Below are 13,065 nucleotides of genomic sequence, written 5' to 3'. Positions count from 1 at the left end.
TTTCCTTATTTTAATAATTTTTCTAATTTTTCTATTGAAGGTTCAATTGTTAAATATGAACCTGAAACCAAAACATCTGCTCCGCTTTTGAAAGCACCAAAAGCAGTTTTATCATTAATACCACCATCAACCTGAATAATTACATTTAAATTATTATTATCAATAAATTTTCTTGCTTCTTCTATTTTGTTTAAAGAATTTTCAATAAATGATTGTCCGCCTTTACCTGGTTCTACAGACATAATTAATAATAAATCAAAATATTTAAGTAAATCTTTAATTTCACTAAAATCTGTATTAGGTTTAATTGAAATACCTAACTTGATTCTATTTTTATATTTTTTAACCAATTTTAGAATCTCTTCTTGATTGTCAAAAACTTCATAATGAACTGTTGCATAATCAACAACACCAATAACCTTATCAATTATTTTTTCTGGTTCATAAGCCATTATATGAATATCCATTGTATGATGTTTAGAATTATTTTTTATATTTTCTATTTCTTCAATTTCAATTGCTCTGTTTTCAACAAATTTAGCATCCATATAGTCATAATGGATTCAACTAATTCCCATATTAAATAGAATCTTAGCTACTTCTAATCTCTTTTCTTTTGTAATACTTAAAAGTGAAGGACTAATTAATTTCATTTTTTTCTCCTAAAAAATCTTTTAAAAAGTAAAGATAGTTTTCATATCTAGTTAATGGTATTTCTCCGTTTTTTACCATTAATTTAATTTTACAATATTTTTCTTCTTCCTTATAGTGAAAACAAGAGCGAAATTTACATAAATTTGCATTTAATTTAAATATTTTAAAGGCAGTTGCTATTTGATCTTTATTTAATTCTATTTCAAACGAAGAAAAACCAGGAGTATCTATTAACTTCCCTTGATTTCAATCTATCATTTGTACAACTCTAGTGGTGTGTTTACCTCTATTTAAGGATTTAGAAATGGATTGTGTTTCAAATTGATTTTCAGATAATAAATTTATTAAACTTGTTTTTCCTACACCAGTTTGCCCCATAAATACAGAAACTTTGTCCTTAAAAAGTCCAAAAAATTCTGTATTTACTTCCTTCTTATTATGATTATCAATAAAATGAATTTCATAATTTAAATTAATATAATCTTTTAAAACTTCTTTATAGTTAGAATTTAAATCAATTTTAGTAATGGCTAAAACTGGTTGAATGTTTTTGCTTTCAACAATCATTAAAAACTTATCTAAAAGCAGTGAGCTAAAATTAGGTTCTTTTACAGACATTACAATAATCACTTGATCGATGTTCGCTATTTTAGGTCTTACAAAAACATTGTTTCTTTCTTTAACTTTTATCACAAAACCTAATTCGTCATATTCAACAAAATCACCAACAACAGGTGATAAATTGTCGTTTCTTAATTTACCACTTCCTCTTAATCTTATAATTTCTTTATTTTCAGTTTCCACATCATAAAAACCAGCAATTACCTTTATTACTCTTCCAATTTTTTTATTCAATACAAAATTCCTTTCTAATTTATTCTTTTATTTAGTTGACTTAATATTAAAAACTAAATAAAAGAATTAAAGTAATTATTAACAAAATTAAAATAATTACAATTACACTTATTATGACAATTGTTCCGGTTCTGGTTGCAAGCCATTCAAAAAGGTTTTTCCTTTGTTTTTGGTCAAAATTTATTATATTTTCACTTAGTCTTTCAGGTTTTAAACAAGTAGATAAATCATTATATAATTCGTTCATATTGTTATAGCGATCATATGGATTTTTAGCTAAACATCGATGAATAATGTTTATTAATCCGTGACTTGTAGTTGGTTTTAAATTCTGAATCTTTGGCAAAGATTGTTCTTTGTGTTTAGCAAGAATTTTAAGATGTGAATCTCCTGAAAAAGGAACACAACCTATTAACATTTGATAAATGACTATACCAATAGAGTAAATATCAATTTTTACAGAACCTTTTTCTTTATAATCAGCTATTTCTCCTGGCATATAATGAACAGAACCTATGACTTTATTTTCTTGTGTCAACCTTTGTGATTCATTATCTATTGCAATACCTAAATCAATTATTTTAATTTGATTTAGGTTTGTTACCATAATATTAGTGTCTTTAATATCTCTATGGAAAATACCGGCTTTGTGAATTGCTTTAATTCCTAAAGTTATTTGTTTTGCGTAATTAACAACATCTTCTTTAGAAAGCGTTCCAGATCTTTCAATAACGTTTTTTAAAATGGTTCCATCAACAAGTTCCATTGCAATTCAAAATTCCTTATTTTCTAAATCAAAACAAGAATCAATTAATCTTGCTACATAAGGTGAATCAACTTTTTTAGTTATTCTTATTTCTTCTTTAAAACGTTCAATACTTAAATCACTCATTGATTCATAATTCATAAGTTTGATTGCACACTTAAAATTATCTTTTTTTCTAACAGCTAAATAAATAACAGACATTCCACCTTTTCCTAAGGTGTTACTAATATAATAGTTTTGAAGTAGTTTTTTGTTATATGTTGGTATATTCATTATTTAATTTCCACTATTGCTACTGTTAAATTATCATTAGAATCATTTGCTAATGCTGTTTCTATAATTTTATTTGCTTTGTATTCAAGATCTTTTTCTTTCAAAAACATAATGTTTTCTAATGTTGGTTTATCAATAAAGTCATGCACTCCATCTGTAGTTTGAATTAAATAACTTTTTTCTTTTCTTTTACTTAAAGAAAGAAAACCGATTTCAGGTGTATAGCGTTTTTTAGGCCCAAGCGAAGAAGTAAGAAAAGATGCTCCAGGTAATTGTGAAGCAACTTCGAAAGAAACCTTTTCTTTTTCTATATAATAGTTCATTAAATTTTGATCACTTGAAAGTTGTTGTAAAATATCGCTATATAGATAAATTCTAGAATCACCTATATTTACAAAGGAAAGTAATTTATTTTTTTTAACAAATATGGTTGCAACCATTGTTGTACCCATGTCTAAAAGTTGTTCGTTTTCTTCTGCTGCTTTGTTCATGTTGATTATACTATCATTAATCCCTTTAGAAAATCAGTTAGTAATTGATTTTTTATCTTCTTTTATTTCTAAAGTAGAAAATAATGTTTTAAATGTGTCAACTGTTATTTGTGAAGCAATTTCTCCTGCATTATGTCCACCCATTCCATCACAAACAATTGAAAAAATTACTTTTTCATTTTCTAATATTAAAACAGAGTCTTCATTTTGAACCCTTTTGCCTTTATTTGTTTTAAAAATATAATTATCCATTAATTTCCTTTATAAAAGTTTTATTTGTTTAATTCAGAAATAATAATTTCTTTAATTTTAGAAGCAGCATTTAAAGGAATATCATTTACTACTTTGTGTAAAAATTTATCTTTTTCTTCTAATTCTAAAACTGCTTTATCAATTCTTATTTGAATTTGCTCTTCACTTTCTGTTCCCCTATTTTTTATTCTTGTATACAAATCATCCATAGAAGGTGGTAACAAGAAAATTGAAATAACAGAATCTTCTTCGTTTCTTTCTTTGTAATATTTTTTTATATTTAATGCGCCGATTGTTTCTATTTCAAGTAAAGGTAAAAAACCTTCTTGATTAATTTTTTCAATTTCTGAGTAAAGAGTTCCATAATAATTATCAAAATGTTTATTTCATTCAATAAATTCATTTTTCTTTATTTTATCTTCGAATTCTTCATTAGAAATAAAGTGGTAATGTACCCCATTTATTTCCCCTTCTCTTGGTTTTCTTGTTGTAGCTGAACAAGATAACTTTAATTTTAATTCATTATTCTCAAATAAAATTTTTTCAATGGTACCTTTTCCAACCCCAGAAGGACCAGCTAAAATTACTAACTTATTTTTTTTCATATATTTCCTTTATTATTTCTTACCTAAAAAATAAATATAAGTTTTACCGTATTTTTTTTCTTTTAAAATTTCAAAATATTCACTAATTTCTATATTATCACTATTTGTTTCAACAATGACCTGACCATTATCTAAAAGAATATCATTGTTTGCTATTTCTTTTAAAGTTTCATTTAATAATGTTTTTTCTTCATAAGGTGGATCTAAAAAAATAAAATTAAATTTATTATCCTTTTTCATATTTATCAATTGAAGAGCAGAAAGATTATAACAATGCATATTTTGAATTTTTAGTTTCTTTTGTTCATTAACAATATGATTAAAAATTTTTCTATTTTTTTCAGATAAAAAAACTTCTTTTGCACCACGTGAAATAAATTCAAAAGAAACCGCTCCCGAACCACCAAATAAATCTAAAACTAATGATTCTTCTATTTCAAATTGAATAGAAGAAAAAATGGCTTCTCTTGTTTTATCCGTTGTTGGTCTTACTATTTCTAAGTCTGGTTGTTCTATTTTTCTGCCACGTAAATTTCCTGCTATTATTCTTAACATATATTTATTAATTATATAATATTTTCCTTAATAAATTGCTTAATCTCTTTATATATAGAGAAATTTGCTTTATAATTAGCAAATTTTATATAAACTTCTAATGAATGAGATAAATAATAAAATGTCTTTAATTCTTCAATTGTTCTTTGAAAACTTGTTTTGAAGTGGTATTTACAACTAAAACCACCTTCAAAAAATTGAAAATCTCTTAATTCTTTATTACTTTTACAAGTAACACATTTATCAAAAGATTGTTTATAACCAAAGTATTCTAATAAATGACAAAGAAGATATGTTTTAATAAAGAAAACATTTTCTTTATTTGCTATTTTTATACTCTGTTTTATAAGTTCATATAAATAAGAGTTAGAATATTCTAATTTATCTAAATAAAAAAGGATTTCTTGTAATTCTGTATATGAAAAAGAATTATTTTGTAAATCAAAAAAACTAATAAGTGTTGCTTTTTTAAGTTTAGACATTCTATTATTGAGTCTGGCTAAAAAGATTTCAAATTCTGCTTCATTTAAAAGTAACAAAGAACTTCTGTTTTTACTATGTACTTTTCTTACTCCGCGAGCAAGAAAAGAAATAATTCTCTTGTTGGTAATAATTTTAACAATTGCATCATAATCATCGTATTCTTGATAATTAATAACAATTCCTTTAGTCGTTGTTGAAGACATTTTTTTCTCACACTTTTCTTTTTATTAATGGATCATCTATGTGTCTTGCTCAGTCTACTTTTAAATACACTATTTCAAATACAAGGAATTTGATTAAATCAACTAAAAAGAAAATTCAATATGTTTGACTTAAACTTAAACCAAGAGATTGTGGTTTAATTGCAAAAGTTATAATTACTAGTCATAATAAAGCAACAATTTCTAAACTAAATTCAAGTAATGATGCTAAGTTTGTTCTTCCTCCAGAAGCTATTAATCTACTTGAAGTAGAAAATCAAATTCAAATTGGATTGAATACCACTACTACAAAAAGTGTTGCTTGTAATTGTGATAAATATAATTTTTTAGCTTCTAAAATTGTATCTGAATTTTTTCCTATTTCAGCAGCAAAATAATCAATATACGGGATAAATACAGTAAAAAGTAAAAGCAATAATGATAATGCAAGTGCAATTGTTGAATGAAAACCTTTAAGTTCATTTGCGTTTTTCTTAGCAATTTCAAATTCCTTATTTCCTAGATGTTTTCCAACAAAAACAGAAATGTTAGAACTAAGAGCTCCGAAAACAGCTAAAAATATTTCACTTATCGCTCCTGTTAATCCAAGAATAGCAGCAGCTCCAATTGCTCATTCTTCTTTTCCAATTGTTCCTTGAGGAAAAATTCTATTAAAAAGGGCACTTCTTAATATTATTAATACAGAATTTCCTGTAATTAAAAAGGCACTATGTAATCTAAAAACAACTTTTTTTCATGTATCTCTTGACACTTTAAAAAGTGATAAAGGATTAATTAATGTTTTTCTTATTTTTAAAAATACAAAAAAAGTATCACCAAATATTCCAAAAATTCTTGCAGCTATGGAAGCATATGCTGCCCCTTTAACTCCTAATTTAAAAACATATATTAAAAGAATATTTAAAAAAATGTTAATTAGTAAAGATCCAATTGAAGAAATTAAAGCTTCTTTTCCATGCCCTGTTTCTGCAAGAAGCGAACTCATTGGAGAAGTTCAACCAAAAATAACTCATGTTATCACTATTAATCTTAAATAATCTACTGATTGTTGCAATGTTGCTGGATCTTGATTAGTTTGATAAAAAACAGAAATCATTTTTTCAGATAAAGTGAGAGCAAAAATTGCAAATATAGTCATACAACTAAAAGTCAATAAAACTCTTACTCTCATTACTTCTTTTATTTTTTTGTAATTTTTGCTTCCTCAATACTGTCCAACAAGCACTGAACAAATTATAGAAATTCCACCAATAACACCACCTATAATTCCTGTTCAAGAATTGGCATAAGATAAAGAATCAACACCATGAGGTATTTTTGTTACCATAAAATTATCAATGAAACCATTTAGTGAAAAAAGTATTCCTGAAAGAATAATTGGTAAAGAAAATTTTAAGTATAATTTTCATTTACTTCAACTAGCTGGAAAGTGTTCTTTTAAAAAAACAAAAAAATTAAATTTCTTCTTTATCATAATTATTTAAATTTTAGCAAAATAATAAAAAAACATTAATAATTAAGTTGAAAATAACCCTATTTTCTTTGTAATTTGTTTTAAAACTTTACAAAAGTTTATATATGAATTTATTTATAGAAAAATAAGATTATATATGCAAAATTGTTCAAATTTTATGAATTTTTGTCAAATCCTTGTTTTTTTTTTTTTTGTAGAATTAAGTTATAAGAAATGATACAAATTGTGCTTTGCAATTATAAAATGAAAAATTCTAATAATATATTTCAATAATTTTTCAATAATTCATTTTTTAAAATTTCAATTAATCAAAAATAAAAATAAGGAAAACTATGAAAAAGAAACTTTTATTATTAACTACCTCCCTTTCTGTTTTAACAACTTCTGCATTAGTAGTTTCATGTCAAACTTCTTTAGATAAAAAGAAAGAAGAATTAATTAATTTAGGTGTAAAAATAGCAATTAAACAAAATCAATCAAATTATGATAAAAAATCAGAAACTGAAAAGAAAGAATATGAAAAACAACAAAAAGACAAAGTTAAAGCTGGATTAGATTCTCTTTTAACAGAGGGTAAATCTATTGAATGAGAAAAAATATTAGACGATGAAATCGTTAAAGCAAGAAAACATTTAGTAGACTTAATATTATCATCAAATTAAAACAAGAATTAGTAAAATAATTATTTCATTAGCACTGCAAAAATGCAGTGTTTTTTATTCAATAAAACTTTTCATTAACTAATTTTAAATGAATTTCCAAATCTTAAATGTTAATTCATTTGTATAAAAAATATATAGTAAAATTGTTCAAATTTTATGAATTTTTGCCAAATACTTGCTTTTTTTTTTTTTGTAAAATTTAATTTAAAAAATGATGCAAATTGATATTTGAGATTATAAAATAAGAAATTCTTATAATATATTTTCAATATTTTTCAATGAATCATTTTTTAAAATTTCAATTAATCAAAAATAAAATAAGGAAAAAATATGCAAATAAATATTAAAGAAAAACTAAGAAGTTTAAAAAACTTTTCAATTACCAATCTAATATTAACCTTTTCAGGTCTAATTCTCTTTATAATAACTTTAGCATTTGCAGCAGGAGCTGCAGCAACTCAAAGTGCGGAAGGAGCACTTGCTGCTGGTGTGGGACTTGTTGGTTCTATATTAATTGTTGGAATATTGAATTTCTTTTCAAACATTGTAATATTAGTATTATCAATTGTTGGATTTGTTGCTGCATTAAAAATTAAAGATGCAACAAATGGTTCTAACAAAAAATACTTTGCTGTTTGATTATCAGTAATGATAATAATTATAATAAATTCAATATTCTCATTTATTCCATTTGTTGGTTCAATTTTAGGAATGATTTTCTCTATTTGACCAATAGTAGCTTATATCTTAACAATCGTATGAGCTAACAAAGATGCAAAAGCATTAAACTAAAAATAACATTCAAAGAAAGGAAAAATATGAAAAAGAAACTTTTATTATTAGCTACCCCTATTTCTGTTTTAACAACTGCTGCATTAGCAGTTTCATGTCAATCTTCACTAGATAAAAAGAAAGAAGAATACATTGATTTAACTGTAAAACTAACAATTAAGCAAAATAAATCAGAATATGATAAAAAATCAGAAGCAGAAAAAAAAGAATATGAAAAACAACAAAGAGATGGGGCAAGATTAGCACTAAACTTATTTTTACCAAATGATAAGTCTAGTGAATGAGAAAAATTATTAGACGGTGAAATTGCAAGATTAAAACAAGAATTAGCAAAATAATTATTTCATCAACACTGCAGAAATGCAGTGTTTTTTTATTCATAAAACTTTTAATTATAATAAAAATCGATACTTAACTTTAAATTAAAAGTAAAATAAAAAATTAAGTTTTTATATGTAATAAAATAAGATTATATATGTAAAATTCTTTGAATTTAACTACTTTTTGCCAAATCCTTGCTTTTTTTTTTTTTTGTAAAATTAACTTTAAGAAAGGAGAAAATGGATAAGAAAAATCTAAAAGACTTTATCAATAAGAAAAATTTTAATGATAATCTTCCTGTTTTATTTATTGGTTCTGGTTTTAGTAAAAGATATTTAGTTAAATCTTACACATGGAGAGAATTATTAGAAACTATTTATAAAGAATTATTAGAATCTACTTCCAAATTATCCCAAGAAGAAAAAGAAAATCTTTTTCTCGAATTAGTTTATAAATATAAAAATGATTATAGTTTAATTGCTGAAGAAATGGAAAAAGAATTTAATTCTTTAGTTAAAATAGATCAGATCGGTAAATGAAAAGAAATAAATGAAGATTTTTATAAAAACTATCTAAAAGAAGAAAAGTGAATTAGCAGGTTTAAACTATTTATTAAAAATAAATTAGAAAAATTTGAAATAAACGAAGATTCTTATAAAGAAGAAATAAACTTGTTTCAAAAAGCTTCACAATATTTTTATTGCATTATAACAACCAATTATGATAAATTATTAGAAACTATATTGAATGATAAAAAAATAAATACAGAAGATAATATAAAATTCAAACCACTTATAGGGGATAAAATTGTTTTTGAAAAAGATGTAGGAAGTATTTATAAAATTCATGGTTGCGTTACTTCACCGGAAGATATTATAATAACAAAAAGCGACTATATGAGATTTGAAAATGAATATAAATTAATAAAATCTAGGATACTTTCTTTGCTTATAAAGCAACCAGTTATTTTTTTAGGATATGCCATAAATGATTCTAATATAAAAAATATGTTAAAAATTATTTATGAATATGCAAAAAATAATATAAAAGATAAAGAAAAAATATTAAAAAATATAGAAAATAATTTTTTATTTGTTGAATACTCTAAAGAAAAAAGAAAAACCAGTGAATTTGAAACTATAGAAAAATATAATATAAAATTTGAAAATAACGAAGAAATAACAATATCCAAAATTAAAACAGACAAATATAAAAAAATATTTGATTCAATTATACAAGCTGGTTTTTCTAGAAAAACAGCGGAAATTTCTCGTGTATATGATTCAATTACAAATTCAAATAGCAATAACGAAGGATTCATAAAAGTTATATATGGAACATCATTAGATCTTATTAAAAATTACTTTGAAATAATTGAACAAAAACAAAAAATTGATTACTTAAAGCACATAGATCAAATATGAAAAAGTAAAAATGAAATTATTTCTTCATTTGGTTTTTATTATCTTAATATTAATAGAAAAAAAAATAGAACCTTTTTTAAAAAGACAATATGATAAATTAAATAATTACATAAATAAGGAAAATAACAGAAAAAGCATAGAAAAAGCAGAAAAAACAATTGAAGAAATAATAAAGAAAAATTCAGAGTTTTCTATTTCTTTTGTGAATAAAAATCATAAATTATGAAACAAAAGTAAAATGTTTTTCATTATTTTTGTTTCTATCTTTAATGATAAACTAGAACTACAAAAAGTAAATAAATGATTGAAAAAAGGTCTAAAAAATTTTGTTGAACAAAAAATAAAAAATGAAAAAATTATGATTAAAAATTTAGAATTTAGTGTAACTAATTTTAAATATTTATTATCAATTTATGATTTTAAAAAATATGCTAGTGACGATTGAAAAGATCGTTTAAAAATATTAAAAAATAAAAAGAAAGTTCGATAAATTCAAATGAAAAAGATAAAAAATATAATAATTTTTCTTCTACATTAAGCGTTCCTTTCTTTACAGTTTTATCTTGTTCTGTTGAAAGTAAAGATTCGAAAATTCATTATGTAATTAAAAAATATGTAGACAAATTAATTTATAAAAAAAATAAAATTTAATAAAATTTTTCAATAATTTTTAATGGAAAGGAGGTGAGATATAAAAAAAAGTAAAATTTTATTTTCTTTTTGTGTATTAAGTCCAATTGCTTTAATGACTACCATTTCTTGCAGTGAAACAACACAAAAAGCAGTTGAACAACAAAAGAAAAAATCTATTCCAGAAAAAATAGAAGAATATAAAGATTTAGTAAAAAGATATTATGAATCATTAATTCAAAGTGAATTTGATTTGTATAAAACAATTGCTAAATATACAAATCCTTCACTACTGGAAAATATAAGAAACAAGTATGCTCAAGAAACAAAAGAAAAATTAGATAGAGTTAAGGACTTTCCTAATGATAAAATTCCGAATGAAGAATATCTTGATAGAGAAATTAATGCATTAAAATTAATAGTTTTCGGCCCTTCAGTTTCTTAATAATATAAAGTGGGACAATTTATGTCCCTGTGTTTAGAAAGGAAAAAAATATGAAAAAGAAACTTTTATTACTAGCTACCCCTATTTCTGTTTTAACAACTGCTGCATTAGCAGTTTCATGTCAATCTTCACTAGATAAAAAGAAAGAAGAATACATTGATTTAACTGTAAAAGTAACAATTAAACAAAATCAATCAGAATATGATAAAAAATCAGAAGCAGAAAAAAAAGAATATGAAAAACAACAAAGAGAAGGGGCAAGATTAGCACTAAACTTATTTTTACCAAATGATAAGTCTAGTGAATGAGAAAAATTATTAGACGGTGAAATTGCAAAATTAAAACAAGAATTAGCAAAATAGTCATTTCACTAATACTGCCTTAAAGTAAAATTAGACAAAAACTTAACTTTGTGTTAAGTTTTTTGTTCGTCTTATAAAAAAACAAAATCTTTATTTTTATTAAATATAAAATTGAAAAAGATAATAATTAAGTATTATATAATTTAAATATGAGATTAGAATTGTCAACAAAAAGAACTTCCAAGAGAAAACCGAGTACTAAAAAAGTTAAAAAACCTAGACAAATTACGTGAGATGATTTTACAAGAGAAGAATTAATCGATATAGCAAAAAGATATAAAGAAATTAACGGAGATCTTGGTCCTATAAATAAGAAAAAAGAAACCAAAAATTTAAATAATTTTAGTTATTTAAAATATGCTTTTCTATGGAATTATTTAAGAAAAACAATATAAAATTGAATAAATATAAACGCAAAATAATTCTTATTATAAAATCTTAAATTATTCCACTTTATTAAAACAAAAATTGTATAATTTTAATATACATATTTAATAAAAAGGAAATAAAATGGATTTGAAAAAATATATTGGTGAAACAAGTTTTTGTGAAAAAAAAGTAATGTTAGAAGAAAATAAGGTTATTAATTGATTAAAAACTGTTGTTGCTTTTGCCAATACAAAAGGCGGAAAAATCATTTTTGGTATTGATGACAATGATCGATTTGTAGGTTTAGTTAATGCTAAAAAAGATTCTGAAAAAATTAGTGAAATAATTAAAACCAAATTAGATCCAATTCCTGATATAGAACTAACTATACAAAAATATGAAAATAAAGATTTTATAATATTAACAGTTTCTCCAGGAAACGAAACTCCTTACTACATAATAGATAATGGAAATAGAAAAATATTTGTAAGAATTGGAAATCAAAGTGTTTCTGCAAATTATTCACAAATGAAAAATCTTGTCTTAAAAGGAAGCAATAAAACTTTTGATAGTATTGATAGTAATATAAAAAGCGAAAATGCTTCTTTTAGCAAACTAAAAGCTGTTTATTTTCAAAAAACAGGACAAAATTTAAATGATTAAACAGGGACATAAATTTGGGACACCAAATTTATGTTTTTATTTAAGGAGAAAAATGTCAAAACAATTAAAACCAGAAGAATGAAAATATTGAATTAAAAAATATTTAGCTAATTGTGAGAAAATGAGAAATTTAGATTTATTTTGAACCGAATATTTTCATTTTAGAAAAACAGAACCAACTAATTTTAAAAAAATGTTTTTTAAAGAAAAAGTTAAACTTTATAATTTAGGTATGAATTTAGAATCTCAAACAGGAAAATCACCTAAGAAAAATAAAGGCGTTGGAAGAAAAATCTTAACACCAGAAGAAGAGAAAAAAATTTGGGATAGTATCCCAAGAGAAATTTTAATTAAATCCATAAAAATTTATCAAGATGTTTTACCTAAAGAAGTTTTTGATGAGATTTTTAATCGTGTTGTAAAAGAACATGAAGAAGAGCAAAAAAAAGAAAAAAAAGAAGCAAGAAATTTTAGAAAATTTCTCTTCACTATGAAAATTTCTAAATCAACTTTTTACAGAAACAAGAATAAAAATGTTGAAGCAAAAGAATTGAATCAAGAAGAAAAATTGATTTATGAAGGTTTTACTGAAAATAACTGTTTGTATGGAAGAAAAAGACTTGAAGTTTTTATCGAAAAAAAACATAAAATAAAGATAAATTACAGGAAAATAGGTAGAATTATGAATAAATTAAATTTATTTTGCATAGTTAGAAAAAAATCCAAAAGAAGAGAAGATAAAAATACTTCAGTAAAATTTGAAAACAT

At 23.3% G+C, this 13,065-nt stretch carries 18 protein-coding genes; 10 read left to right on the top strand and 8 right to left on the bottom strand.

All coding sequences use genetic code 4. The annotated features are described in order from the left end of the window. Positions 1-5: 5 nt before the first annotated feature. From ACXX84_RS02300 to ACXX84_RS02265, 8 genes are read right to left on the bottom strand one after another with little or no spacing between them, the layout of a single operon-like run. The gene (locus tag ACXX84_RS02300) at positions 6-653 is read right to left on the bottom strand and encodes a ribulose-phosphate 3-epimerase (RefSeq protein WP_458560444.1); all 648 of its coding nucleotides are present in this window, start codon (positions 651-653) and stop codon (positions 6-8) included. After that, complete coding sequence (rsgA, locus tag ACXX84_RS02295) at positions 640-1,509, bottom strand: ribosome small subunit-dependent GTPase A (RefSeq protein ID WP_458572831.1); 870 nt, start codon at positions 1,507-1,509, stop codon at positions 640-642. Before rsgA ends, ACXX84_RS02300 begins: the two co-directional genes overlap by 14 nt. A 46-nt stretch (positions 1,510-1,555) precedes the next feature. Then, positions 1,556-2,548, bottom strand: coding sequence for a serine/threonine-protein kinase (locus ACXX84_RS02290; protein WP_436358580.1), 993 nt, complete (start codon positions 2,546-2,548; stop codon positions 1,556-1,558). Further along, positions 2,548-3,291, bottom strand: coding sequence for a PP2C family protein-serine/threonine phosphatase (locus ACXX84_RS02285; RefSeq protein ID WP_436358581.1), 744 nt, complete (start codon positions 3,289-3,291; stop codon positions 2,548-2,550). Before ACXX84_RS02285 ends, ACXX84_RS02290 begins: the two co-directional genes overlap by 1 nt. A gap of 20 nt (positions 3,292-3,311) precedes the next feature. Next, entirely contained in the window at positions 3,312-3,896 is a 585-nt protein-coding gene (gmk, locus tag ACXX84_RS02280) for a guanylate kinase (protein WP_436358582.1), read from the bottom strand. Positions 3,897-3,908: 12 nt separating this feature from the next. Next, positions 3,909-4,451: a 16S rRNA (guanine(966)-N(2))-methyltransferase RsmD gene (gene rsmD / locus ACXX84_RS02275; protein ID WP_436358583.1), complete on the bottom strand. Its 543-nt coding sequence runs from the start codon at positions 4,449-4,451 to the stop codon at positions 3,909-3,911. 11 nt (positions 4,452-4,462) lie between these two features. Continuing rightward, on the bottom strand, positions 4,463-5,137 hold the full coding sequence (gene recO, locus ACXX84_RS02270; protein WP_458560441.1) for a DNA repair protein RecO: 675 nt from the start codon (positions 5,135-5,137) through the stop codon (positions 4,463-4,465). Next, on the bottom strand, positions 5,118-6,629 hold the full coding sequence (locus tag ACXX84_RS02265) for an MATE family efflux transporter (protein ID WP_458572830.1): 1,512 nt from the start codon (positions 6,627-6,629) through the stop codon (positions 5,118-5,120). The genes recO and ACXX84_RS02265 overlap by 20 nt, the downstream gene beginning before the upstream one ends. 332 nt (positions 6,630-6,961) lie before the next feature. On the opposite strand from ACXX84_RS02265, the gene ACXX84_RS02260 reads away from it, so the two are divergent. From ACXX84_RS02260 to ACXX84_RS02215, 10 genes are all read left to right on the top strand, one after another. Next, on the top strand, positions 6,962-7,291 hold the full coding sequence (locus tag ACXX84_RS02260) for a hypothetical protein (protein WP_458557430.1): 330 nt from the start codon (positions 6,962-6,964) through the stop codon (positions 7,289-7,291). A gap of 330 nt (positions 7,292-7,621) precedes the next feature. Then, positions 7,622-8,083 (top strand): hypothetical protein, encoded by a 462-nt coding sequence (locus tag ACXX84_RS02255; RefSeq protein WP_458557429.1) that lies wholly within the window; start codon positions 7,622-7,624, stop codon positions 8,081-8,083. 26 nt (positions 8,084-8,109) lie between these two features. Then, positions 8,110-8,421, top strand: a complete 312-nt coding sequence (locus tag ACXX84_RS02250; RefSeq protein WP_458572829.1) for a hypothetical protein — start codon at positions 8,110-8,112, stop codon at positions 8,419-8,421. A gap of 222 nt (positions 8,422-8,643) precedes the next feature. After that, complete coding sequence (locus ACXX84_RS02245) at positions 8,644-9,924, top strand: SIR2 family protein (RefSeq protein WP_458572828.1); 1,281 nt, start codon at positions 8,644-8,646, stop codon at positions 9,922-9,924. Next, entirely contained in the window at positions 9,857-10,318 is a 462-nt protein-coding gene (locus tag ACXX84_RS02240) for a hypothetical protein (RefSeq protein ID WP_458572827.1), read from the top strand. The genes ACXX84_RS02245 and ACXX84_RS02240 overlap by 68 nt, the downstream gene beginning before the upstream one ends. Before the next feature lie 183 nt (positions 10,319-10,501). Continuing rightward, positions 10,502-10,903: a hypothetical protein gene (locus ACXX84_RS02235; protein WP_458572826.1), complete on the top strand. Its 402-nt coding sequence runs from the start codon at positions 10,502-10,504 to the stop codon at positions 10,901-10,903. A gap of 50 nt (positions 10,904-10,953) precedes the next feature. Beyond that, on the top strand, positions 10,954-11,265 hold the full coding sequence (locus tag ACXX84_RS02230; RefSeq protein WP_458572825.1) for a hypothetical protein: 312 nt from the start codon (positions 10,954-10,956) through the stop codon (positions 11,263-11,265). Between the two features lie 149 nt (positions 11,266-11,414). After that, positions 11,415-11,660 carry a hypothetical protein gene (locus tag ACXX84_RS02225; RefSeq protein WP_458572824.1) on the top strand — a complete coding sequence of 82 codons (246 nt, stop codon included), beginning with the start codon at positions 11,415-11,417 and terminating at the stop codon, positions 11,658-11,660. A 115-nt stretch (positions 11,661-11,775) separates the two neighbouring features. Next, positions 11,776-12,297, top strand: coding sequence for an AlbA family DNA-binding domain-containing protein (locus tag ACXX84_RS02220; RefSeq protein WP_458572823.1), 522 nt, complete (start codon positions 11,776-11,778; stop codon positions 12,295-12,297). 52 nt (positions 12,298-12,349) lie between these two features. Further along, positions 12,350-13,065: transposase (locus ACXX84_RS02215; RefSeq protein ID WP_458572822.1), on the top strand; the 716-nt coding region annotated here is incomplete at its 3' end.

This window comes from Mycoplasma sp. AC157, from assembly GCF_054343415.1.
Note: the sequence above shows the minus strand (reverse complement) of the source record. Positions and strands in the feature narration are given on the sequence as shown.